The sequence below is a fragment of the Rhodococcus sp. NPDC060086 genome, from assembly GCF_042730275.1.
Taxonomy (GTDB): domain Bacteria; phylum Actinomycetota; class Actinomycetes; order Mycobacteriales; family Mycobacteriaceae; genus Rhodococcus.
In genome coordinates this window covers 145,316-169,397 of the sequence record NZ_JBHWWZ010000002.1, presented here as the reverse complement: position 1 = coordinate 169,397, position 24,082 = coordinate 145,316, and the positions used below count along the sequence as shown (strand labels likewise).

The 24,082-nt window shown below is 65.7% G+C and carries 22 protein-coding genes; 9 read left to right on the top strand and 13 right to left on the bottom strand.

Going from position 1 to position 24,082, the window contains the following annotated elements; genetic code table 11:
• Window positions 1–47 precede the first annotated feature (47 nt).
• The 5 genes from ACFWB0_RS02520 to ACFWB0_RS02500 all read right to left on the bottom strand — a co-directional run bounded on the left by ACFWB0_RS02520 (window position 48) and on the right by ACFWB0_RS02500 (window position 6,406).
• Window positions 48–533: an LppA family lipoprotein gene (locus ACFWB0_RS02520; RefSeq protein WP_378488842.1), complete on the bottom strand. Its 486-nt coding sequence runs from the start codon at window positions 531–533 to the stop codon at window positions 48–50.
• On the bottom strand, window positions 530–2,143 hold the full coding sequence (locus ACFWB0_RS02515) for an alpha/beta hydrolase (RefSeq protein ID WP_378488841.1): 1,614 nt from the start codon (window positions 2,141–2,143) through the stop codon (window positions 530–532). Before ACFWB0_RS02515 ends, ACFWB0_RS02520 begins: the two co-directional genes overlap by 4 nt.
• Before the next feature lie 114 nt (window positions 2,144–2,257).
• Window positions 2,258–4,786 carry an ABC transporter permease gene (locus tag ACFWB0_RS02510; RefSeq protein ID WP_378488840.1) on the bottom strand — a complete coding sequence of 843 codons (2,529 nt, stop codon included), beginning with the start codon at window positions 4,784–4,786 and terminating at the stop codon, window positions 2,258–2,260.
• A gap of 12 nt (window positions 4,787–4,798) precedes the next feature.
• Window positions 4,799–5,566: an ABC transporter ATP-binding protein gene (locus tag ACFWB0_RS02505; protein WP_378488839.1), complete on the bottom strand. Its 768-nt coding sequence runs from the start codon at window positions 5,564–5,566 to the stop codon at window positions 4,799–4,801.
• 78 nt (window positions 5,567–5,644) lie between these two features.
• Entirely contained in the window at window positions 5,645–6,406 is a 762-nt protein-coding gene (locus ACFWB0_RS02500; protein ID WP_378488838.1) for an SDR family NAD(P)-dependent oxidoreductase, read from the bottom strand.
• A 156-nt stretch (window positions 6,407–6,562) separates the two neighbouring features.
• On the opposite strand from ACFWB0_RS02500, the gene ACFWB0_RS02495 reads away from it, so the two are divergent.
• Together ACFWB0_RS02495 and ACFWB0_RS02490 are read left to right on the top strand one after the other, a co-directional pair.
• Window positions 6,563–7,180 carry a hypothetical protein gene (locus tag ACFWB0_RS02495; protein ID WP_378488837.1) on the top strand — a complete coding sequence of 206 codons (618 nt, stop codon included), beginning with the start codon at window positions 6,563–6,565 and terminating at the stop codon, window positions 7,178–7,180.
• 41 nt (window positions 7,181–7,221) lie between these two features.
• A complete protein-coding gene (locus ACFWB0_RS02490) occupies window positions 7,222–7,992 on the top strand; it encodes a deoxyribonuclease IV (RefSeq protein WP_378488836.1) in 771 nt (256 codons plus the stop codon).
• A 291-nt stretch (window positions 7,993–8,283) separates the two neighbouring features.
• Here the strand turns inward: ACFWB0_RS02490 and ACFWB0_RS02485 are convergent, their stop codons facing one another.
• Window positions 8,284–9,159, bottom strand: coding sequence for a helix-turn-helix domain-containing protein (locus ACFWB0_RS02485; protein ID WP_378488835.1), 876 nt, complete (start codon window positions 9,157–9,159; stop codon window positions 8,284–8,286).
• A 100-nt stretch (window positions 9,160–9,259) separates the two neighbouring features.
• Between ACFWB0_RS02485 and ACFWB0_RS02480 the strand changes: the two genes are divergently transcribed.
• Window positions 9,260–9,985 (top strand): SDR family NAD(P)-dependent oxidoreductase, encoded by a 726-nt coding sequence (locus tag ACFWB0_RS02480; protein ID WP_378488834.1) that lies wholly within the window; start codon window positions 9,260–9,262, stop codon window positions 9,983–9,985.
• Here the strand turns inward: ACFWB0_RS02480 and ACFWB0_RS02475 are convergent.
• From ACFWB0_RS02475 to ACFWB0_RS02465, 3 genes are read right to left on the bottom strand one after another with little or no spacing between them, the layout of a single operon-like run.
• Window positions 9,954–10,586 (bottom strand): TetR family transcriptional regulator, encoded by a 633-nt coding sequence (locus tag ACFWB0_RS02475; RefSeq protein WP_378488833.1) that lies wholly within the window; start codon window positions 10,584–10,586, stop codon window positions 9,954–9,956. The two genes, ACFWB0_RS02480 and ACFWB0_RS02475, sit on opposite strands and share 32 nt — an antisense overlap.
• Entirely contained in the window at window positions 10,583–11,338 is a 756-nt protein-coding gene (locus ACFWB0_RS02470) for an ABC transporter permease (RefSeq protein WP_378488832.1), read from the bottom strand. The genes ACFWB0_RS02475 and ACFWB0_RS02470 overlap by 4 nt, the downstream gene beginning before the upstream one ends.
• A 2-nt stretch (window positions 11,339–11,340) precedes the next feature.
• Window positions 11,341–12,072 (bottom strand): ABC transporter ATP-binding protein, encoded by a 732-nt coding sequence (locus tag ACFWB0_RS02465; RefSeq protein ID WP_378488831.1) that lies wholly within the window; start codon window positions 12,070–12,072, stop codon window positions 11,341–11,343.
• Window positions 12,073–12,197: 125 nt separating this feature from the next.
• Here ACFWB0_RS02465 and ACFWB0_RS02460 point away from each other — a divergent pair, with 125 nt between their 5' ends.
• From ACFWB0_RS02460 to ACFWB0_RS02450, 3 genes are all read left to right on the top strand, one after another.
• On the top strand, window positions 12,198–12,782 hold the full coding sequence (locus ACFWB0_RS02460; RefSeq protein WP_378488830.1) for a hypothetical protein: 585 nt from the start codon (window positions 12,198–12,200) through the stop codon (window positions 12,780–12,782).
• A gap of 224 nt (window positions 12,783–13,006) precedes the next feature.
• Entirely contained in the window at window positions 13,007–14,908 is a 1,902-nt protein-coding gene (locus ACFWB0_RS02455) for an ABC transporter ATP-binding protein (protein WP_378488829.1), read from the top strand.
• Window positions 14,905–15,426, top strand: a complete 522-nt coding sequence (locus tag ACFWB0_RS02450; protein ID WP_378488828.1) for a DUF664 domain-containing protein — start codon at window positions 14,905–14,907, stop codon at window positions 15,424–15,426. Before ACFWB0_RS02455 ends, ACFWB0_RS02450 begins: the two co-directional genes overlap by 4 nt.
• Window positions 15,427–15,447: 21 nt before the next feature.
• On the opposite strand, the gene ACFWB0_RS02445 is transcribed toward ACFWB0_RS02450, so the two are convergent.
• A complete protein-coding gene (locus tag ACFWB0_RS02445; protein WP_378488827.1) occupies window positions 15,448–17,307 on the bottom strand; it encodes a DEAD/DEAH box helicase in 1,860 nt (619 codons plus the stop codon).
• Between the two features lie 159 nt (window positions 17,308–17,466).
• Between ACFWB0_RS02445 and ACFWB0_RS02440 the strand changes: the two genes are divergently transcribed.
• Entirely contained in the window at window positions 17,467–18,102 is a 636-nt protein-coding gene (locus ACFWB0_RS02440; protein WP_378488826.1) for a phosphoribosyltransferase, read from the top strand.
• Window positions 18,103–18,271: 169 nt separating this feature from the next.
• Window positions 18,272–20,074, top strand: a complete 1,803-nt coding sequence (locus tag ACFWB0_RS02435; protein ID WP_378488825.1) for an AMP-dependent synthetase/ligase — start codon at window positions 18,272–18,274, stop codon at window positions 20,072–20,074.
• Between the two features lie 94 nt (window positions 20,075–20,168).
• Here ACFWB0_RS02435 and ACFWB0_RS02430 read toward each other — a convergent pair whose 3' ends face one another.
• Genes ACFWB0_RS02430 through ACFWB0_RS02420 form a run of 3 tightly spaced genes read right to left on the bottom strand, consistent with a single transcriptional unit; the run spans window position 20,169 to window position 22,697 of the window.
• A complete protein-coding gene (locus tag ACFWB0_RS02430) occupies window positions 20,169–20,795 on the bottom strand; it encodes an alpha/beta hydrolase (protein ID WP_378488824.1) in 627 nt (208 codons plus the stop codon).
• A gap of 15 nt (window positions 20,796–20,810) precedes the next feature.
• The gene (locus ACFWB0_RS02425) at window positions 20,811–22,034 is read right to left on the bottom strand and encodes an amino acid deaminase/aldolase (protein WP_378488823.1); all 1,224 of its coding nucleotides are present in this window, start codon (window positions 22,032–22,034) and stop codon (window positions 20,811–20,813) included.
• 18 nt (window positions 22,035–22,052) lie between these two features.
• Complete coding sequence (locus ACFWB0_RS02420) at window positions 22,053–22,697, bottom strand: TetR/AcrR family transcriptional regulator (RefSeq protein WP_378488822.1); 645 nt, start codon at window positions 22,695–22,697, stop codon at window positions 22,053–22,055.
• A gap of 76 nt (window positions 22,698–22,773) precedes the next feature.
• On the opposite strand from ACFWB0_RS02420, the gene ACFWB0_RS02415 reads away from it, so the two are divergent.
• Window positions 22,774–24,078 (top strand): D-arabinono-1,4-lactone oxidase, encoded by a 1,305-nt coding sequence (locus ACFWB0_RS02415; protein WP_378488821.1) that lies wholly within the window; start codon window positions 22,774–22,776, stop codon window positions 24,076–24,078.
• Window positions 24,079–24,082: the final 4 nt, after the last annotated feature.

Below are 24,082 nucleotides of genomic sequence, written 5' to 3'. Positions count from 1 at the left end.
CTTCTCGAGATCGCCACAGACCGCACGAGCGTATCCGAATTCGACGCTCAGATCCGGTAACACCCGACGGTCAGTCCGACGATCGCGGCCACATAGCTGCCGAAGGTGATGTACGAACCGTCGGCGGCGAACATCCGCATCGAGAACCCCGTATCGGGTGGCAGGACCTGACGCCCGTGGAAACCGGCACCGGCAGCGGTGCGTTCGAACAGGTCGGCGGCACGCTGCAGGTCTGCCACAGGTACGGGGCTCGAACTCCCATGGATGGGAAGGTGCACCGACATCCCGTGTGTACCGTCGGCGAGGGTGCACCCCGCGTTCGTGCGCGCGTACTTCTCGGAGAACTCGAGTCCGGGGAATTCCTCGGAGAGTACGTCCATGACGTCGCGCTGGACCTGGAGGTAGTACTCGACGGCTGCGACGCTGGTGTCGGCGACCGGTTCGGGAACAGCACGGGAACTCGCCGTGGTGCATGCGGTGGTCGTCACCATCACGGCTGCAGCGATACCTACGCGGACAGAGAACTCGCTCATCGGACACTCCGTTCGGCGGCGGTGTCCGCGATGACGACCGCAATGTTGTACGTGCTCATGGATCCGGGCACCAGATAAGAGCTGTGCCCGACGGAACCGGTACGTAGATCGCCCGAAAGATCTTCTCCCGCATCGCTGGACAGACGGGTCAGACCGGGAAGACGACTGGGGTCTCCGCCGAATATCCCGGTGTCGGCAATGAGGTCCTCGTCCGCCTCGATCAGGTACATCGACCCGGGCGCCATGCCGAGTGTGCCGACGTCGGAGGTACCGAGCCCCGGAGCGCCGACGAAGACCGCCTTGTCGGCGTCCGCACCCTGCTGCAACGCGAGACTCGCGACGAGTGCACCGTACGAATGACCGACCGCGGTCACGTGCGGTGGCGAATCGGGTCGTGACGCATCGAGCCCGTCGAGGAACGTGGTCAGTCGCGGCGCAGCCAGCGTGGCGGACAGATCCGAGACAGGACTGCGTTCGGTGAAGGCAAGCCCCCAACCGAAATGTGGCGCCTGATAATTCATCCAGGTGACAGCGGCAACGGTTTCCGAACCTCGGTCGACACGACCGAGTTCGCGTTGGGCTTCGTCGCGGAGCGCAGACACCTGCTGGTCGTATCCATGGAGGTTGCCCTGCACGGTCGATCCTGCACCGGGCGTGAATACCGCGATGTGGTCGGCGGTGTCGACGTCTCCGACCGCAACCACGGCCATCGCTTCGCGGCCGGACATGTCGAGCGCAAGCAGCCGACGGTCGTCCAATGCGAGCGTACGGTCGATCTCATCGAGTGCGTCGAGCTTGTTCGAGGTCTGCGCGAGCCCCGCATCCGCGTTGGAGACCAGACCGCCGAACATGTTGCCCTCCAGCTCTTCCTGAAGTACCAGGGCGACGCCCGTCAACCGTTCGCGTTCGATTCCGAGCAGGGCACGATTCGCGAGGTCGCGCGCCTCGGAGGGCACCCCGTCGAGACCACCGACCCTCTCCGGGTATTCGGTGAGCAGCACAGTGCGATCGAAGGGATCGAGACTGCTCCACCAGGCGGCGACCGCACCCGGATCCGATCCAGGACCGGGGATGGGCCCCAGCTCCGGAAACCGAGTGGAAGAAGAGACGAACTGTGTTGCCGATGAACAACTCTCATCCGGGAGGGCGCGCGCGAGTACCGATGCAGCCTCCCTGTCGAGTTCCTGCGCGCTCCGAAGCAGCGTGTCGAGTCGTGTGCGCAAAGTGCTGCGGTCAGTGTCGAGTTCGACTCCGGCCCTACCGGGGACATCGGTGAGGGCTCCGTCGGCTCCGATGACGAGACCGTGTTCGTCCGCCCAGGTGTGTACAGCCTCGAGTTCGGCATGCAATGCGCGCAGGCGCGGAACCACCGCGGCTGCACACGCACTCACCCGACGGTACGAGTTGACCTGAACGTCAACGGTATCGATGACAATCCGGAGCGGTCTTGCTGCGGCATCCGCGGCGTCGCCGGTCCAGGTTCCCCCGAATGTGGCCGCCCGGCGGATGTCGCCTTCGATACGGTCCAGTTCCTCGGCGAGCTTGCCGAGCTCGGCACCGAGGCGCTCCAATGCGTCCGGGTCCCACCCCGCCAGATCCTGCAAATCCATGTCGCTTCCACCCCCTGGCACGAAAGCATAGGGGGCGCATACGACTACCGGCCCGAGGAGGGGTCCCCGGGCCGGAATCTGTGGATGAATCGGTTGCCTGTGGACAACCACGTGCTACACGTCGGCGATGGCCTCCAGTGGCGGAGTCTTCGCGGCACGATGGCCGGGCCACAACGCGGCCAGCACACCCACCACACCGGAACCGATGAGCATCCCCACGACCTGACCCCACGGTACCGAGATCCGGTCGAGTCCCTGATCGGCGAGGGTGCTCACGAACGCCCAGCCGAACACCAGGCCCAACACGAGACCCACGACCGCTCCGAACACGGCGATGAGCAGCGATTCGATGTAGATGGTGCGTCTGACCTGAGCACGCTGCATCCCGACGGCGCGGAGCATACCGATCTCACGTCGCCTCTCGACGACCGACAGCGCGAGCGTGTTGACGATGCCGAGGATCGCGATGACGACAGCGAGTGCGAGCAGGCCGTAGAGGATCGCGAGGAGCATGTCGATCTGCTGGGCCTGCTGCCCCTTGAACTGGTCGCGATCCATCACCTGGACGATCACGAGATCCTTGGTGGCGTCCTCGAGTCCGGTCCGGATCACCTCCGGATCCGCACCGTCCGCCGAGTTGATGAGCACGACCTGCGCCGACCGCGACGCTACCGGGGTGAACTGTTCGTACAGCTCGTTCGAGACGATCCACGGCCCGATGAGCTGGTTGTCCGCATAGATCCCGACGACACTGGTGTCGACCGTTTCACCGTCCCTGCTCGTGAGCGGCACGGTAGAGCCGACCTGCCAACCGTTGTCCGACGCGGCGCTCTCCGACACGACCATCTGGTCGCCCGTGACGGTATCGGTGCCTTCCTGCATCTCCAGCGTGAGGACGTCCTGGATGGCACCGCCCGTCACGGCAGTGCCGAACGCGGGTTCGTCGTCGATCGATGCCCGCACACCGTGCGCGGACACCACTTCGACGACACCGTCGACGCCACGCGCGGCGTCCGCGGCAGCAATCGGCAAGCCGAACATCGGCGGGCCGGTGAGGACGAATTCGGACTTGACGCCGGTGTCGACGAGCGCGTCGACGCTTGCCTTCGCGGACGAGCCGAACACTCCGATGACGGACACGAGCATCAGGCCGAGAGTCAGCGCGAAGGCGGTTGCTGCGGTGCGGCGCGGGTTGCGGGTCGCGTTGGTGCGGGCCAATCGTCCGACTGCACCGAAGGGTCGCGCGAACACCGCGCCGAGAACCTTCACGACCGGCCGCGACAGGGCCGGTGCTGCGAGAAGGACGGCGAGGATCAGCGCGAACGCTCCTGCTCCGACGGTCGCGGCAGCGCCACCGCCGGTGCTCTGAGCTCCGACCCCGACGAGCACCGCGCCCACGACCGCGGCGACCACGCCGACAATCGTGCGGGTCTTCAGGGATTCGATGGACGCGGTGGATTCCTCGCGCATCGCGGCGACCGGAGGCACATGCATGGCACGCCGCGCCGGTGCGTACGCGCTGACGACGGTGACGATGACGCCGACGAGCAACGCGACGATCACGGTGCGCGGTGACAACTGGAGCGGACCGGACGGCAGACCGAGATCGGCGGCATTGAGCGCCGCACGTAGTCCGTATGCGAGCGCGACACCGGCTGCGATCCCGATCGCGCTACCGATCACCCCGACGACGAGCGCTTCGAGGGTGACCGACCGGCCCACCTGCTTACGGCTTGCGCCGATGGCGCGCAGTAGTGCGAGTTCGCGTAGACGCTGAGCCACGATCATCGAGAACGTGTTGTAGATGATGAACGTTCCGACGAGCAGCGCGATGGCACCGAACGCGAGCAGGAAGTAGTTGAGGAAGCTCAGCGCCTCGGAGACCTGATTCTGGGTTTCCTCCGTGACTTCGGCACCGGTCTGGACCTTCAGGTCGGGCAGTGCCGCGGCAATCTCGTCGCGCAACGCTTCCGGAGTCATCGACCCGTCGCCGACGACATCGAGGAATTGGACGTGCTCGCCATCGGTGAACAACTGGCTCGCCTGCTGCTCGGTGAACAGTGCACCGATGTAGCCGCCGGTGTCGGTGTCGAGGTCGTAGATGCCGCTCACGGTCACGGGAACCATGCCCTGCGCCATGGTCAGGACCTTCGTGGCGTCGCCGACAGCGAGGCCGCCTCGTTCGGCCGCGCTCGTGTTGAGCGCGATCTGCCCGGTCTCCGTCGGCGGTGTGCCCGCGACGAACACCTCGGGTTCTCCGACGGTCTGCTCCGGCGGGAACCACGCGTATCCCTCGGCGGGTGCACCGCCGGTCTGGATCGAGGCACCGTCGGAGCCGAGCACGATGAGCCCGCCGCCGATCGTCGGCGCCGTACGTTCGACGCCGTTCAGTTCGGCGACACGGACCGTGTCCTCGATCGGTACACCGCTCGAACCGAACTCTTCACTGCTGACGCGGACGTCGACGCCCTTGGCAACATCACCGAAGATGTCGTCGAATGTGCGTTGGAGGGTGTCGGTGAACACGAAGGAACCGGTGATGAATGCGGTGCCGAGCACCACCGACAGCACCGTCAGAGCGAGCCGCACCTTGTGCGCGGCGAGGTTGCGCAGCGCAACTTTGCGGACGGGATTTCCACTCATGGTCGCCGGCTCCTACTGCGCCGTGGGCGCCGGGGGCGCAGTGACGGTGTCGAACTGCTTCATACGGTCGAGGACCGAGTCTGCGGTCGGGTCGCGCATCTCGTCGACGATGCGGCCGTCGGAGAGGAATACGACGCGGTCGGCGTACCCCGCGGCACGTGGATCGTGGGTGACGATCACGACGGTCTGCTCGAATTCGTCGACCGCGGCGCGCAGGATCGACAGCACCTCACCGGACGAATGCGAGTCGAGGTTGCCGGTCGGTTCGTCGCCGAAGATGATCTCCGGCCTTCCTGCGAGCGCGCGGGCACACGCGACACGTTGCTGCTGACCGCCGGACAGCTCGCCGGGTTTGTGGTCGAGCCGGTCGCCGATACCGAGTCTGCCGACCACGGTATCGAGCCATTCGGTGTCGACCTTGCGACCCGCGATGTCGAGGGGCAGCGTGATGTTCTCGAGCGCCGTGAGCGTCGGGACGAGGTTGAACGCCTGGAAGACGAAGCCGATACGGTCGCGACGCAGCTGCGTCATCGCCTTGTCGGACAGCGTCGTCAGATCGGTGTCGCCGATGAGCACCGCACCGGAGGTCGCACTGTCGAGACCGGCGAGGCAGTGCATCAGGGTCGATTTGCCGGATCCGGAGGGGCCCATGATCGCGGTGAACTCACCGGCAGCGAAATCCTCGGTCACACCGTCGAGGGCGTGAACAGCTGTTTCACCTGTTCCGTAGATTTTCTTCAGGTTCTGGGCTCGGGCGGCGGGGGCCGAATGCGATGGCATGCGCACCATCTTTCCCGGTGATGCGTCACCGCACCATCGGGGACTCCCCTGATTTGTGATCGGCGCCCGTCAGGGACGTCAGCTCCAGCGTGCCTGGCCACCGTCGAGGGGGATCGTCGCGCCCGTGAGGTAGCGGGCGTCGTCGCCGACGATCCACACGATAGGCCGTCCGATGTCCTCTTCGCAGTCGCCGATACGACCGAGCGGGATGCTCTTGACGAACTCCGCTGCCTCGTCGGGCCGGTTCTCGGTCCACCATTTCAGTCCGGGTGACAGCGCGTGTGGTGCGACCGCGTTGACGCGGATGCCGTCGGCCCCCCACTCCGCGGCCGCGGCCCGTGTCAAGCTGCGCAATGCTTCCTTGGCGGAGGCGTATCCCCCGTAGCCGCTCATGTCCCATCGCACCGCCGCAGACGAGACCATGTTGACGATCGATCCGCCGCCGCGCTGCTTCATGATCGGATACACGGTCTGCATGGCGTGGAGCGACGCGACCGGCCCGGACCGGTACGCCTTCATCATCAGGTCGGGAGTCAGATCGAGCACCGGACCGAGCGGGTTGAGACTCGCGTTGTTGACGAGGATGTCCACTCCCCCGAACGCCTCCACCGTCTTCTCCACCGCGGCGGTGATCTGTTCGGTATCGGAGATGTCGCACGTGATCGGCTCGGCGGTACCCCCGAACCCGCGGATGTGCTCGACCGTCTCGACAAGTTTCGACTCCGTCCGTCCGGTCACCGCCACCGCGGCCCCTTCGCGGGCGAGGGCGAAGGCGATACCCTGCCCGACCCCCTGGCCTGCTCCGGTGATGAACGCGACCTTGCCATCCAATGTGCCCATTCTGCGACCTCCCAGTCTCGGTCATCGCATGCAAACAGACCGAACCGCCTCGTTGCCCTCCGATGTCCTGCTCATCGGAAATCCACCGGCGCCATCGCCTAGGCTTTACCCGACACCGGACCATCTCGGTCCGCAAGCACCACAAGCGAGGGCAGCATGAGCGAGCACAACCACGACGGTCTCGGCCAGGGCACCACCGCCACCGAGCCCCTCCGCGTCGGCGGCGCGTTGGCCGTCGTCACCGAGGAGTACTCGCAGCTCCGCAACCTGTCGATCAGCGCGCTCGCCGAGCTTTTGGGCAGCGCACCGGAGACCGACGAGGACGGCGACATCGCGATTCCCATCCACGGTTTCGGTGTCTACGTGACGGTCGCGCAGGACGGCCCGCAGCTGCACATCTGGTCGTCTCTGCTCGGTGGTCTCGCCGACCGCGCCAAGGCCGTCGATCAGCTGGCCGACCTGTCGAGCGAGTGGGCGCGTCTGCGTTTCGCCATCCAGGACGAGCATCTGCTCGTCTCGACGATTCTCGACGCCGATCCGTTCGCGCCGCAGCATCTCGTCAATCTCATCGACGAGATCCACGAACTCACGCACGAACTCGACGACGACTTCGCAGCGCGATTCGGTGGTGTCCTCGACTGTGATGCCGACGACACGTCGTATGCCGGTCCGTGCGGTGGCGGTGGCTGCGGTGAAGACTGCACCTGCGGCCACGGCGGCGAGGATGCGGGCGACCTGGGTTCGGACATCCCGGTCGGGCGACCCGAGGCCTGATAACCACTCGGGGCACCACGATCCGGGGCTACGCTGGCCGCATGCGGATAGGTGCGCATGTCCGGCAGGACGACGATCCCATCGGTCAGGGCGAACGGCTCGGCGCAGATCTGGTGCAACTGTTCCTCTCGGACCCGCAGAAATGGCACACACCGGGCGAACACCCTCGTACCGAGCAGATTCTCGCGTCCGAGATCGACGTCGTGGTGCACTCGCCGTACGTGATCAACGTGGCGAGCCTGAACAACAGGCTTCGCATGCCGTCGCGCAAGGCCGTCGCCGAGCATGCCGATGCCGCAGCGAAGATCGGTGCGTTCGGTCTTGTGGTGCACGGCGGACATGTTCGCGACGGCGAGAATGTCGCCTCCGGCGTCCAGAACTGGCGCAAGCTGTTCGAACGGCAGGAGGACAAAGGCGGGTTCGCGGTGCCGATCCTCGTCGAGAACACCGCAGGCGGGGATTTCGCGATGGCCCGGTACATCGACGCCATCGGCCGGCTGTGGGACGTGATCGGCGATTACGATGTCGGTTTCTGCCTCGACACGTGCCATGCGTGGGCAGCGGGCGAAGACCTCGTAGACGCCGTTGAACGGGTACGCGCGCTGACGGGTCGTATCGATCTGGTGCATCTGAACAATTCTCGCGACGAGTTCGATTCCGCCCGCGACCGCCACGCGAATCTTGCCGACGGCACGATCGACCCGCTATTGCTCGCCGAAGTCGCGTTGAAGGCGAATGCGCCGGTGATCCTGGAGACGCCCGCAGGCGGGCTCGCCGACGACATCGCCTATCTACGTGAACAGACGTCTTGAGCAGTGGTCACCTGATCCGCAACGATTTGCCGTGATGAACCACCTGCCCCGGGCGCGTCCCAGGCGATCACGGTGAACTCACCGGAGAGAGCGTCGATCTGATGGCCCCACGTCGACCCTGTGTATTCGAAGGCGATATCCAGCCCGCCGACATCGACGTGCATATACCGATCGTAGGCCTGAGACCGCGATGACAGAACATCTGGCACAGGCATTCGATGCATGTCAGGGGATTCCACGGCGATCGGGCGCGACCTGCTGCTGAGGTCGTGGACGACCAGGATCGAGCCGTCACGGCCGAGCAGAGTCTCCCTCCCACTCGTGAATTCCCACCACCCTCAGCAACGCGAGCGACTCGGCCGCGGGTGTGCCGGGCGCTGCCGAATACACCATGACCGATTGGTCGACATCCGGGATGTACAACGCGTCGCAGTCGAGAACGATCGGCCCCAATCCCCGGTGGTTCACCGTCTTGGTGTGTGTGCGCCACCCTCCGACCTTGCCGCTACTCCACAAGGCCGCGAATTGCTCCGACTTGCTGCGCAGTTCAGCTACGAGTGCGCTCAAGCCGGTATCGCTCGGATAGCGGGCCGACGCGGCACGAAGGCTCCCGGCCGATTGTTCTGCCGTCGCCTCGAGTTCCTCCTCGGTGGCACCGACCGTGCTCATCGGAGGATCCGCCGGGTCGGGAAGGAAGCGCAGTCTGTTGATGTTGCGACGATGCGGAGGCAGCGCCGACCAGTCGCCATGCAGCGCAGAGGCCATCGCGTTCCACGCGAGCACATCCCCTTTGGCACTCATCACCACGACGGGCAGGTCTGCGAACCGGTCGATCAGGCGCAACACACTCGGCCGCACGTGCATGTCGATCGTGCCCGGGCCGGGAGGCGAGACACCTGCCAGGTGGAACAGCTGATTGCGTCCGTCGAGGTCGAGTCGCAGCGCCCTGGCCAATGCCCCGAGGACCTGCGCCGACGGAACCGGTCCGCGTCCCTGTTCGAGACGGACGACGTAGTCGACGCTGATTCCCGCAAGCATCGCGACCTCTTCGCGGCGTAGGCCGGGCGTGCGGCGGTGCGAACCCGACGGCAGACCGACCTCGCCCGGCGTGCTTCGTTCACGAGCGTGCCGCAGCACCGCCGCCAGTTCGGTGCGGTTGATCGTCATCGCTCCAGCATGACGACTTCGTACGCCGCGTGGGTAGTACCGCCGATCCCACGATCGTCCGGTCCTGGTGTGAGATGGATCCGCAGACGACCGTGAAGGCATGACCACACACCACGTATCCACAGTCCTCGTCACCGGCGCCACCGGAGGACTCGGCGCCGAAACATGCCGACGTCTCGCCGCATCCGGACACACCGTCTGGATGGGCGTGCGTGATGTCGGCGCCGGCCACAAGGTTGCGGAGAAGATCGGAGCCGACATCCCCGACGCCGATGTTCGCGTCGTCGAACTCGACGTCACCAGCGACGATTCCGTCACGGCCGCCTACCAGGCGGTGTCGGATTCGGGCACGGGTCTCGATGTCCTCGTCAACAACGCAGGGATCGCAGGCACTCTCGCTGCCCCCGCAGACACGGTCCCCACCGATTTCCTGCCTGTTTTCGGAGTGAACCTGCTCGGACCGGTCCGCGTGACCCACACATTCCTGCCGCTACTCACGATGTCGTCTGCACCGCGGCTGGTGATGGTGTCGAGCGGAATGGGTTCGTTTGCCGTGACGACCGATCCCATGCGAATCGAATCGACGTTGCACGGCCTTGTGTATCCGTCGTCGAAAGCGGCTTTGAACATGGTGACCACCATGTACGCGAAGGCACTTCCGAACGTTCGGGTCGTTGCTGCCGACCCCGGTTACACAGCCACCGCACTCAACGGCTTCTCCGGCACCCAATCGGTCGAAGAAGGCACCGATGCGATCGTCGAGGCCTGCACCGCACGTTCACCTGCGGGAATGTTCATCGACCGTCACGGTCCGGTGCTGTGGTGAGCTCGCCGGTGAGATAGCGCTGGACTGTGGGCGCGATGATCAGGGCGAGTTGCTCCGGTGGCAGCGACGCCAAGGGCTCGAACTTCAGGATGTAGCGCACGAGCATCACCCCCGTCATCTGGGTTGCCACCAACTCGGCGCGCAACCGGCCTGTGCCTTCGGGACGGTCGATCCTGTCCAGCAATGGTTCGAGCGCGACCTCGAGCAGGAATGTCCGGATCAACCCACTGTCACCGCCCGCGATCTGGGCTCGGAACATCGCGACCGCCGCGTCGCGATGTGGAGACTCCCACACGCCGATCAGTGCGGAAACCAGAGCATGACCGAGTTCCTCCACCGGCGTTGCGTACACCGGAGCGAGGACCTCTCGGGGGTCGACGGGCAGCGCGATGGAGGCGGTGAACAGCTCCATCTTCGTACCGAAGTAGTGATGGACGAGCGCTGGATCCACGCGTGCACGTGCCGCCACAGCGCGCACCGTCGTCTTGTCGAACCCATTGGCTGCAAACAACTCTCGCGCGGAACCGAGGATCGATTCGCGTGCACCCGAGTTTCCGGGGCGCCGGCCCGAACGCCGAGCGCCCCGGGGTTCGGTGGTCACGGCGTCCTGCGACGCAGCGTCGCAGCGCCGAGCGCGAGGGCCGCCGCAGCGAAGACCGCGACGACGAGGAGGTCCCGCACCATGACGGCGGTGGTTCCGGGGTGTCGGGTGATTTCCTGCAGCGCTTCCACCGCATAACTCAGGGGCAACGCGTTGCTGATCCAGCGCAGCCAGTCCGGGAGTTGATCGCGCGGGACGAGCAGACCGCAGAGCAGGAATTGCGGGATGACGAGCACGGGCATGAACTGCACCGCTTGGAATTCCGTGCGGGCGAATGCACTACACAGCAACCCCAGGGAGACCCCGAGTACAGCGACGAGCACCGCGGTGACGAGCACCCATGCCACCGAACCGGCGCTGGTGACGCCGAGCAGCCAGAAGGCGACTGCGCACGCGAGCCCGGCCTGGAGTGCGGCGGCGAGCGAGAACGCGCTGCCGTATCCGGCGAGGAGATCAAGTTTCGTCAGCGGTGTCGTGAGGAGTCGCTCGAGCGTCCCCGAGCTCCGTTCACGTTGCATCGCAATGGAAGTGACCAGAAACATCACGACGAACGGCAGAATCCCGAGCATTGTCACGGCAATCCGGTCGAACAGGGAGAAACCGTCCGGCCCGACGGGTGCGTTCTGGTACATGAAGTACAGCAGAATCATCAGCAGGCTCGGCACGAACACGATCATGGCGACCGTGCGATGGTCGGATCGGAGCTGCCGAAGGATGCGGGTCGTGGTGGAGGCGTAGATGACGGCGCTCATGATCATGCTCCCGTCGACGTTCGGATCAGATGGAGGAACGCGTTCTCGAGGCTCGGCTCGCCGGTCCGATCACGCAGGTCGGCGGGGGTGAGCTGCGCGATCAACCGCCCCTCTCGGAGCAGGACGAGTTCGTCGCAGTGGTCTGCTTCGTCCATGACGTGGCTGGAGACGAGCAGTGTGGTGCCGCGCGCGGCGAGGTTTCGGAAGTGTTCCCACAGTTCGGCGCGCAACACCGGATCGAGGCCGACGGTGGGTTCGTCGAGCACGAGCAGTTCGGGGTCGCCGACGAGGGAACATGCGAGCGACAGGCGACCGAGCTGACCACCCGAGAGTGCGCTCGCAGCATTGCGTGCATGGTCGGTCAGCCCGACTGCAGCGATCGTGTCGGCGACGGCGGAACCGCGTCGGCCGTAGAGCGCAGCGAAATAGGAGACGTTGTCGGTGACCGACAGGTCGAGGTACACACTCGGCGACTGGGTGACGTACCCGACGCGGCGGCGTAGATCTGCAGAGCCTGCTGGTTTCCCGAGCACGGTGACGCTGCCGGATTCGACGATCTGGGTGCCGACGATCGAACGCATCAGGGTGGTCTTTCCGCATCCGGAGGGCCCGAGCAATCCGGTGATCGAGCCCTTGGCGACCTGCACGTTGAGGCTTTCGAGCGCTCGGTGGGTACCGCGCCGAACCTGCAGGTCACGCACGTCCACGGCGAGGGATTCGGAGGTGACGTTCATGTTTCACTCAATTCATCGAGTGTTGACATCATCGTGTGTTGAATTGTGCGCCCGGGCACGTCCTGGGTCAAGACTTCCACCGCGCCTCCCTCGATCGGGCGGCGTCACGACGTATCATGAGGCCCATGCTTCGCACCCGTCACGCCCTCGCCGTCACCGCCGCCGCGTTGGTTCTCGCGGGGTGCACCGCCAACGGAGACGCAGTACCCGAACCCGACACCGCCGCGTCGATCGAGACGCAGGTCGTGACGCCGGATGCCCCCTCCACAACCCCGACCGACGCCGCAGACAAGATCTCCCCCGCGGGCGACGGCGCGAAACTCACGGTCACCGACATCCGCACCGGCAGGCACGAGGGCTTCGACCGCGTCGTGTACGAACTCGGCGGGGAAGGCGTGCCCGGGTGGCGTGTCGGCTACGTCGACAGCGCCGTGCAGGATGGCAGCGGCAACGAGATCCCCGTCGCAGGTGGTGCCGTGATCCAGGTGCTCATCGACGGCTCGGCGTACCCGTTCGACAGCGGCGTCGAGCCGTATGCGGGCCCGAATCCGGTTCTCGGGCCGTCGGGCGGATCCGTCGTCGAGGTGAACGGGTCGGGTGTGTTCGAGGGCGTGACCCAGTCGTTCATCGGCGTGGCCGACCCGGACACCCCATTCTCCGTCTCTTCCCTCACTGATCCCACCCGCTTGGTGATCGACGTAGCGAACTGAGTCTCGACGAAACGTGGCGAAGAATTCACGTAGGTCGTCGACGAGGAGGTCGGGCGCTTCCCTCGCTGCGAAGTGACCGCCGCGGTCGAATTCGATCCAGCGGACGACGTTGTTCTGTTTCTCCGCGATTCCGCGCAGGATGCTTTCTCTGGACGTGCGCATACGCTTGACCTCGAGCGCGCTCGAGGTTCTAAGGTCGAGCGCGACACAAGGAGGGCTCCCCCATGAGCATGGAAGTCACGGCGTGGAACGCGATGTACAACGCGATGCACGCCGAGAGCGATCGGCGCCCGTTCTCTCGCGCAACATTGCGCAGGGTCGGCGCGTTCGCCCAGCCACATCGACGCAACATCATCGCGTATCTGATCCTCAGCGTGCTCATCGCTGCGCTCGGTGTGGCGACACCGGTCCTCGCCGGACGTGTCGTCGACGCGATCGTCGACAATGCAGCACTATCGGTCGTGGTGTGGCTCGCCGTGATCATCGCAGCGATCGCACTGGTAGAGGCTGGATTGGGCCTGGCCAATCGGTGGTTGTCGGCGAGGATCGGCGAGGACCTCATCCTGGATCTGCGGACCACGGTGTTCGATCATGTGCAGCGCATGCCGATCGCGTTCTTCACCCGCACCCGCACGGGTGCTCTCGTGTCTCGACTGAACAACGACGTGATCGGCGCGCAGCGCGCATTCAGCGACACGCTGTCCGGGGTGGCCCGCAATGTCGTCACACTCGTGATCACTCTTGTCGTCATGTTCGGCATCTCGTGGCAGATCACTTTGCTGGCCTTGCTGCTGTTGCCGATCTTCATCATTCCCGCTCGCACGATGGGCACAAAGCTCGCTCAGCTGAGCCGCGAAGCAGCCAACCACAATTCGGTGATGAACACCCAGATGACCGAGCGATTCTCTGCGCCCGGCGCCACACTGGTCAAGCTGTTCGGGCGTCCTGCCCACGAATCGGCCGAATTCGCGGTGCGCGCACAACGCGTCCGCAACATCGGAGTTCGCACCGCGATGCTGCAGACCGTGTTCGTGACCGCGCTGACACTCGTCTCCGCACTCGCGCTGGCGCTGGTCTACGGGCTCGGCGGCTTCTACGCGCTGAGCGGACAGCTCGATCCGGGATCGGTGGTGGCGATGGCCATGTTGCTCACCCGCCTGTACTCCCCGCTCACGGCACTGGCCAGCGCACGGATGGACGTGATGAGCGCGATGGTGAGCTTCGAGCGGGTCTTCGAGATACTCGACCTGACACCGCTGATCCGCGAGCTCCCCGATGCGAAGCCCGTCCCGGACGGTCCCGTGGCAGTGGAACTGCGCGATGTGGAGTTCGCGTATCCGTCGGCCGACAAGGTGTCGCTCGCGTCGCTCGAAGAGGTCGCGGTGCTCGACTCGCGCGGCGGCGAGACCGTGCTGCACGGCGTGTCGTTCCGGGTCGAACCGGGCGAGATGGTCGCGCTCGTCGGGTCCTCCGGGGCCGGGAAATCGACCATCGCGCAGCTGATTCCGCGCTTGTACGACGTCGACTCGGGCGCTGTGCTGCTCAGCGACACGGACGTGCGCACGTTGAGGGCGGATTCGATCCGAGCCACGGTCGGCCTCGTCACGCAGGACGGCCATCTGTTCCACGACACGGTGCGCGGAAATCTACTGCTGGCGCGACCCGACGCCACCGAGGAGCAGGTGTGGGACGCACTGCGCCGCGCCCGGCTCGCGGACCTGATCGGCAGCCTGCCGAGTGGTCTCGACACGGTCGTCGGGGAACGCGGCTACCGCCTGTCGGGCGGTGAACGACAGCGATTGACCATCGCACGGCTGCTGCTCGCGCAACCACGTGTGGTGATCCTGGACGAGGCGACCGCACATCTGGATTCGACGTCCGAAGCCGCCGTGCAGGAAGCACTCACCGAGGCCCTTGCGGGCCGCACATCGGTCGTGATCGCACACCGCTTGTCGACGATCCGGGCCGCCGATCAGATTCTCGTGGTCGAGGCCGGACGCATCGTCGAACGCGGCGGGCATCAGGAGTTGCTCGCGGCCGGGGGACGCTACGCCGAGTTGTATCGAACCCAATTCGCCGATTCCGGACCGAAGTCGTCCGCGATTGCGCCAATACTTCAATCATGACGACACACAAGAACCAAGAAACCGAACTGCTGTTGACGCTTCTCGGAAACCAGTTCGCCGGATTACGCGGATCACTGTCGGGCCTGACCGCAGAACAGGCTCGCAGTGTCCCGAGCGCATCGGCGATGAGCTTGGCATCGCTACTGGGCCACCTGATCGACGGTCTCGAAACGACCATCGACCGCATCTCCGGTGAACAGAGCCGCACAACCGATCCGGTCGCGGCGTGGATGGCCGCATGGAAGGTCGACGACGCCGAATCCATCGCCGACCAGCTCGCCCGCCTCGATGCTGCTGCGGATCGTTTCGCGGCGCAGTTGCACGCGGAGCCCGACCTCGACCGTGTCGTCGACATTCCCGCAGGGGCAGCCGTCTGGCTCGATCAAGGTGTGCCGTTCACCGTGCGCTTTCTGGTACTCCACCAGCTCGAGGAGTGGGCCCGGCATGCCGGGCACGCCGACATCATCCGGGAAACGATCGACGGCGCCACCGCCGATGTACTGGCGGAGGCGCCGTGATCGATTACCTGTGAACGGCTTTCAGTCGCGGTATCCGCCGCGACCGCCACGGTCATTGCGCTCGCTGCGGTGGGTGAAGTCGCCGCTGCCGTACTCCTTGCGACCACCGCGACGATCGCCACCGCGGTCTGCGCGATCGCCACCGCGGCGGTCTCCACCGCGGTGATCACCCCCACGGGACGACGCGGGGCGCCCACCCGGCGCACCGGAGTCGCGCTGAAGCTGGATCAGCACACCGGAAATCCGGGTGGCACGCAGCGCCTCGAGTGCCTGCTGCGGCAGATCCTTGGGGAGCTCCACGAGACTGTGGTCGGCACGGATGCTGATATGCCCGAAGTCTCCTCGACGCAGGCCGCCTTCGTTGGCGATCGCACCGACGATCGCACCCGGCTGCACGCGATGCCGTTTGCCCACCGCGATGCGGTAGGTCGCCATCTCCTGGCCGTCGCGCCCGACACGTGTCGCGCCGTCGTCCTCGAAGCGGCGAGGCGGCCGCGGCTCACGCTCGCGGCGTGGCTGCACGACCGGCTCCGGCTGCTCTTCCATGAGGAACGAATCGCCGTCGCGCGACAGCACAGCCAACGCGGCCGCGATGTCGGCGAGCGGGACGTCATGTTCGCGCTCGTAATCTTCGACGAACGTGCGGAACAACTGCAGATGGTCGGACGTCAACGCTTCGGTGATCGAGTCGTTGAACTTGGACACACGCTGCGCGTTGACGTCGTCGACGCTCGGCAACTGGATCTCGGCGACCGGCTGGCGGGTGGCCCGCTCGATCGCTTTGAGCAGGTGCCGCTCGCGCGGCGCCACGAACAGCAGTGCGTCACCGCTGCGTCCTGCACGACCGGTACGGCCGATGCGGTGCACATACGACTCGGTGTCGTGGGGAATGTCGTAGTTGACGACGTGGCTGATGCGCTCCACGTCGAGACCGCGGGCCGCGACGTCGGTGGCAACCAGGATGTCGAGGGCTCCGCTCTTGAGCTGACCGATGGTCCGCTCGCGCTGGGCCTGCACGATGTCGCCGTTGATCGCTGCGGCAGAGAAGCCCCGGGCACGGAGCTTCTCGGCGAGGTCTTCGGTGGCCTGCTTCGTGCGAACGAAGATGATCATCGCTTCGAAGGTCTCGACCTCGAGGATCCGGGTCAAGGCATCGAGCTTGCGCTGGTGCGACACGAGCACCCAGCGCTGGGTCGTATTCGAGGAGGTCGTGGTCTTCGACTTGACCGTGATCTCCTGCGGGTTGTTCAGGTACTGCTTCGACAGCCGGCGGATCGCGCCGGGCATCGTCGCCGAGAACAACGCGACCTGCTTGGTCTCGGGGGTGTCGGCAAGAATCCGCTCGACATCCTCCTGGAAGCCCATCGTGAGCATCTCGTCGGCCTCGTCGAGGACGAGGAATTCGAGCTCGGAGATGTCGAGGGTGCCCTTGGTGAGGTGATCGATCACACGTCCGGGGGTGCCGACGATGACCTGTGCACCGCGACGAAGACCGGCCAGCTGAACGCCGTAGGCCTGACCGCCGTAGATGGGCAGCACATGCAAGCCCGGGATGTGCGAAGAATACTTGCCGAAAGCCTCCGCCACCTGCAGCGCGAGCTCTCGGGTCGGCGCGAGTACGAGCGCCTGGGGCCGCTTCTTCGTGGTGTCGATCCGGGAGAGGATGGGCACCGCGAACGCGGCAGTCTTGCCGGTGCCGGTCTGAGCGAGACCGACTACGTCCCGACCCTCCAGCAGTGGTGGGATGGTAGCTGCCTGGATCGGCGACGGGGACTCATAACCCACGTCCGAAAGGGCCTGCAGCACACGGTCGTCGATGTCGAGATCGGCAAACGTGAGGGATGCGGTCTCCTGGTCGGGGGCGTTTTCTATTTCACTCATTTGACCAGCAGTTTATCGGATGGCTCGACGATTCCGTGCCACACCCACGCAAGAGTGTGCCGAAACACGCCCCGAACAGGTGTGTGTCGGCACTCATGAGAGACCCGGACACCGGACTCTACCCGCCGGTAGACCGGTGGAGCGCGCCATACTGGGGTGGTGCGACGGTATCCCTCGCGAGAAGAGGCCGGACGGCGGCTCGCCCGCTCGGTCGGACATCTCCGCGGAGCGGACACCGTGGTTCTCGCACTGCCCCGCGGCGGGCTTCCCGTGGCCCGCGAAGTCGCCCGAGCCCTCGACGCCCCCCTCGATGTGCTCGTCGTCCGGAAACTCGGAGTGCCCTGGAATCCCGAGCTTGCGATGGGCGCGATCGCCGAGGGGGGCATCCAAGTATTGAACGACGAGGTGATCCGGATCGCCGAGATCAGCGCCGACTCCATCGAACAGGTCCGGGCACGCGAGCATGTCGAGCTCGAACGTCGTGGCGCACTGCTGCGGTCCGGGCGGGAACGTGTCGCGCTGAACGGGTGCACCGCCGTGATCGTCGACGACGGGATGGCGACGGGGGCGACCGCAGCGGTCGCGTGCACGGCCGTACGGGCGGCCGGTGCCGCCCGGGTGGCGCTCGCCGTTCCCATCGCATCCCCCGACGCGGTGCGCCGGGTCGCGCAGGACGCGGACGAGGTGATCTGCCCGTGGGCACCGGCAGGCTACGACTCGGTGGGCGCGGGCTACTCCGATTTTCATCAGCTGAGTGACGACGAAGCTGCCCGCATCCTGAGAGAGAGCACCTGAACGCCCCGAACATAGCTTCGGTTTCAAGCTACCTACGGGTAGCTTTCGTGTTGTACATCACGCACAATGAACCCTGAAACTTCCCAAAACCGGCAGCCCGGGTGGTGCGGAAGTGAACGCATTGTGATGCAATGCACATCGCAAGTTCAAAAAGATGGAGGGGTCACAGATGGGTGAGATTGCCGTTCCGCAGTCGTTCGCGATTCCGGACGACGTGTCGATGGCAGATTCGGTGTTCCGGCACGAGAAGGAGTCACCCGACTTCGTTCCGTTCGAACGCCTCATCGACGGTAAATGGGTTCCGGTCAACGCGGTCCAGTTCGCCGCCGAGGTCCGCGCCGTCGCGAAAGGCCTGATGGCATCCGGGATCGAGCTGGGCGACCGCGTCGCGATCCTCTCGAGCACCCGCTACGAGTGGGTCCTGCTGGACTACGCGATCTGGACCGCAGGAGGCGCCACGGTCGCGATCTACGAGACGTCCGCGGCCGACCAGTCCAAGTGGATCCTCGAGGACTCGGGAACATCGCTGCTGATCGTCGAGAACTCGGAGCAGGCAGACGCCGTCCGGGAGGTCGCCGATGCTGCGCCGACCGTGCGCGAGCTGCTCCAGATCGAGGCTGCCTCGGGAGCCAAGGGTGCCGTCGAGGAACTCACCGCGCGTGGTGCCGCGATCACCGATGAGCAGGTCGAGGAACGTCGCAACCAGGTGAACGCGGAATCCGCAGCCACCCTCATCTACACCTCGGGCACCACGGGCCGGCCCAAGGGCGTGCAGCTCAAGCACCGCCACTTCTACGCCGAGTCCACTGCCGCGCAGCTCGGTCTGCCCGACTCGATGGAAGCGGGACAACGCACGCTGCTGTTCCTGCCGATGGCACACGTGTTCGCGCGACTGATCTCCTTCGCCTCGTTCGATCACAAGGTCACCGTGGGCCACACCTCGGATCTGACGACCCTGCTCGACCAGTTCGCCGAGTTCAAACCGAACTTCATCCTCTCGGTTCCGCGCGTGTTCGAGAAGGTCTACAACTCCGCCAAGCAGAAGGCCTACGACGGCGGCAAGGGCAAGATCTTCGACAAGGCGGCCGACACCGCAATCGAGTACAGCAAAGCACTCGAAGCGGGTGGCCCCGGACTCGTCCTCAAGGCCAAGCACGCCCTGTTCGACAAGCTCGTCTACGGCAAGCTTCGCGCTGCACTCGGCGGAAACGCGACGAGGGCCGTGTCGGGTGGAGCCGCACTCGGCGCGCGCCTCGGCCACTTCTTCCGCGGTGTCGGCGTCACGGTGTACGAGGGCTACGGCCTCACCGAGACGACGGGCGGCATCGTCATGAACACCCCGAAGCATCAGAAGGTCGGCACCGTCGGACGCCCTCTCGACGGACACTCCGCGAAGATCGACGAAGACGGCGAGCTGCTGCTCAAGGGCCCCATCGTGTTCGACGGCTACTGGCAGAACGACGAGGCCACCGCCGACTCGATCCGCGACGGCTGGTTCCATACCGGCGACATCGGCACGATCGACTCCGACGGGTTCATCTCGATCACCGGACGCAAGAAGGAACTCATCGTCACGGCCGGCGGAAAGAACGTCGCGCCTGCCATCCTCGAGGATTCCCTGCGCGCACACCCGCTGATCAGCCAAGTCCTCGTCGTGGGCGACGCGAAGCCGTTCATCGGCGCACTCATCACCATCGACTCGGAAACGCTCCCCGGCTGGCTCGAGCGCAACAGCCTGCCTGCGGACACCGCGTTTACGGATCTCATCAAAAACGCCGACCTGATCGCCGAGATCGATTCGGCCGTGGCAGCCACGAACGCCAAGGTGTCGAAGGCCGAGGCCATCAAGAAGTACCGCATCCTCGAGTCGGACTTCTCGATCGAGACCGGTGAGCTGACCCCGACGCTCAAGCTCAAGCGCAACATCATTCACGAGAAGCACGGTGCGGCGATCGAGGCGATCTACTCCTGATCCGCCTGTTCCCCCGCGAGCACCTCTGAGCGAAAGTGCCGTTCACTCGACTGGTCGAGATGAACGGCACTTTCGTTCGTTCAGGAGGAGGCGTTCAGAGCCGGTGACCCGTGACGTCGAGGACGAATTCCGCGATGTCGCGGGTAACGGCGCGATGGACGGGTTCGTGAAGCAGATCGTGCCCCGCGTCGGGGTACTCGTCGAACTGCAGGTTCGGCACCTTCGCGGCCCAGGCCCGCACCGGTTCGATGGGGGCGAGCCGATCGTCGATCCCGTGTACGGCGAGAACGGGCAGCCCGGCCTCGGCCAGTGCCCGCGCGAACTCGGGTCGTGTCGCCGTTCGCGGGGTTCCGCACAGGACCGCGGCCCGGAATCGGCCGGCGTCGGTGTGCAGCAGCGCCAGCGCCGACGCCGCCCCGAGAGAATGCCCCATCAGCACGAGTGGAATCCCGGTGTCCTCCGCGATCGCGGTCAACGCGGACAGGTCGGCCGCGTGAGATGCAACGGACCCCGGGGCATCGGGTGTGCCCTCGGACAATCCGTGCCCGGCCAGGTCGATACCCCACAATGCGATACCGCGCGCGCCGAGGCCCGCGGCAAAGCGGTGGTAATGGCCGGTGTGCTGCCGGATGCCGTGCGCGAAGACGATACCGGCAGAAGCCGCGTCGGTGGTCCAGCTGCGGTAATGGGTGCGGCCTGCGGCCCCGTCGAAGAACGGCATGGGTGCATTATCCGCTCACCAGCAGTGGCCCTCGCCGCGGTAGGTAGGAACGGTCGTGCGAGCACCGGCGTCGACGATGTGGATCTGCCCGAATCTCTCGCACAGCTCCCCCGCCTTCGCGTGCCTGAACCACACACGCCCACCGATCGGGACATCCGACGCAGCACGCCCACGCACGGGGGTCTGTACCTCTCCCGCTCCCTCGTTGCGCAGCAGTGTCAGCCCCGCAGGCCGGACAGGTCGGGGTATCCGGGCCGCACCCGGTGGCCCCGACGCGATGTACCCACCGCCGAACAGGGTGGTGATCGACGGGGCAGGTTTACGCACGGCGGACAACGCGAAGAACAACGAAGGATTCGGAGTGAACGAGCGGTAGGCGTCGAACAACGTCGGTACGTACAGTCCCGACCCCGCGGTGACCTCGGTGACAACCGGATCGGACGAGCTCACCTCGAGCGATCCGGTACCTCCGCTGTTGACGATCTCGAGGTCGCCGACGACCGCGCGAACCGCATCGACCACCTCGCCCCGCCGTGTCGCGAGTTCCCGCGCCGACATTCGCTTGACCATCCGGACGGGCAGCGACGAATCGGGCAGGCCCGCGATCTGTGCCTCGTAGAACATGATTCCGACGACGTCGAACCCCCCGGCCGCCGCCACCCGTGCGAGCGCGGCTGCCTGATCCGGGGTGCGCAGCGGCGACCGTCGCACCCCGAGATGCACCGGCCCGACACGAAGCGATGCATCGATATCGAGGCATACCCGAGGACGAACAGCACCGGTGCCCACCGCGTTCCGGATCAGATCCAGCTGCGCAGGAGCATCGACCATGAGGGTCACCGACCCGAGCGCGACGGGGTCGGACGCAAGTCCCGCGAGTGCCGCGCGGTCGACGGTGGGGTACCCGAGAAGGACATCGCGCGCACCGTGCGAGATGAGCCACAGCGCCTCGCGCAACGAGTACGACATGATGCCTCGAAATCCACCCTGCGCGGTGAGACCGGAACCCAGTACCTCCTCGAGCACGGTTCGGCAGCGCACCGACTTGCTCGCGACCCGGACGGGGGTGCCCGATGCGCGACGGACCAGATCGTCCGCGTTGCGACGCAGTGTGGTCAGGTCCAACGCCGCGAAGGGTGGATCCAGATCCGACGTTGCCTCATCGAGGCGATCGAGAACAGCAGTGTTGCCGGGTACAGCAGTATTTCCGGGTACAGCAGTGCTCAAGGGTGATCCCATCGGTGTGGAGGTGGGCGATCAGGCTTTGTCGACGGCGCGATGTGCGATGATCCCCGCCATGTCGTCGAGTTCACTGACGATCGAATCGCTTTCCTGGTCGACGAGCCAGCGCAACGTGAAGCCGTCGATGAGTGCGAGCGCGGTCCGCGCAACGCTCTCGATCGGCTCCGTCCACGTCGTCCCGGTTTGTTCGGCACACGCGGTGAGGAAGGCGTGCGCCTGTTCGTCCATGATGCGGTACTGCTGTACGGCGATGTCGCCACCGAGCGCGGCACCCGCATTGCGGTGACGAAGCGAATAGGTGGTGATCTCGTAGGTGAGGAGTTGACGTCCGGCGGTCGCCTCGATCGACGGCCACGCCGCGCTGAGTCCTTTGAACAGCAGTTCTCGCAGGCCACGGACGCCCTGTGGTGCGGGCTCGTCGTGGGGTACGTCGAACGCCGTCTGCATGGTGTCGGCGAGTTGCTGGATCAGCGTTTCGGCCATCGCAACGACAAGGGCTTCCTTACTGTCGAAGCAATAATGCACCACCCCCAGGGATACCCCGGCGTTCTCCGCAACCGCCCGGACGGTGACTGCTCCGACCCCGCCCCGTCCGGCCAATTCCAGTGCAGATTCGACGAGTTGGGTTCGACGCTCCTCCGCAGGCAACCGGTTCGACATTCCCCGATCGTAGATCGGGCGCGCGTCCAAGACCCGGGTATTGACCTGAACGCCTGTCCAGGTCGATCATGGGGCAATGGCGACCTGGCACAATTGGGCACGGACCGAGCGTTCGAACCCGCAGCGGTTCGACACGCCGGAAAGCACGGACGAGCTCGCAGCAGTGGTCGCGCGCTCCGTAGAACAAGGCCGACACGTCAAGGCCGTCGGCGCGGGCCATTCCTTCACCGGCGCTGCCGTCACCGATGGAACTCTGCTTTCACTCGACCGGATGACCGGGATCGAGACCGTGTTGCCCACCGCGACCGGCGCGCTCGTGAGCGTGCGGGCGGGGACGCGACTCCACGACCTGAGCGAACAGCTGTGGGCACTCGGTCTCGCGCTACCCAACCTCGGCGACGTCGACGTCCAGTCCGTGGCCGGAGCGATCTCCACCGGGACTCACGGAACCGGTGCGGGTTTCACCGGTCTCGCAGCGCAGGTTCGTGCCGTGACGACGGTGCTCGCCGACGGATCGGTCGTCGAGTGTTCCCCCGCTCACCAGCCCGAACTGTTCGAGGTCTCCCGACTCGGCATCGGAGCCGTCGGTGTGCTCTCGAGCGTGACGTTCGACTGCGTGGCCGCATTCCGACTCCGTGCCCACGAGGCGCCCGGCTCCTTGCACGAGACGCTCGACAGCCTCGACGACCGACTCCGCGCCGACCATTTCGAGTTCTACTGGTTCCCCCACACCGACGGCGTGCTCACCAAGAGCAACACTCGACTCCCCGGTACCACGCCGGTCGACCCGGTCGGACGGATCAGGGGATTCATCGACGACGAAGTCCTGTCCAACGGCGTGTTCAACGCGTTCCAGCACCTCGGAACGCGAGTGCCCACGCTGATCCCCGGCCTCAATTCCGTGTCGTCGCGTGCACTGTCGGAGCGCACGTACACCGACCGCAGTCACCGGGTGTTCGCATCGAATCGGCGTGTGCGGTTCAAGGAGATGGAGTACGCGATACCGGTCGACGCGCTACCCGCGGTGCTCGACGAGATCGCCGCATGGCTGCGCCGCTCCGCACTGAGGATCGGGTTTCCGATCGAAGTGCGATTCGCGGCCGCAGACGACGTCTGGTTGTCCACCGCCCACGGTCGCGCCACCGCCTACGTGGCGGTGCACCAGTTCCACCGCGGCGAGCATCGCGAGTACTTCTCGGCCGTCGAGGCCATCGCCCGGGCCGTCGGCGGGCGCCCGCATTGGGGGAAACTGCACGGACTCACCGCCGCTGATCTGAGCGAAGCGTATCCCCGGTTCGGCGACGTCATCGCGGTGCGCGACCGTGTCGATCCGCAGCGCGTCTTCGACAACGAGTATCTGCAACGCGTACTCGGCGCGTAGTACG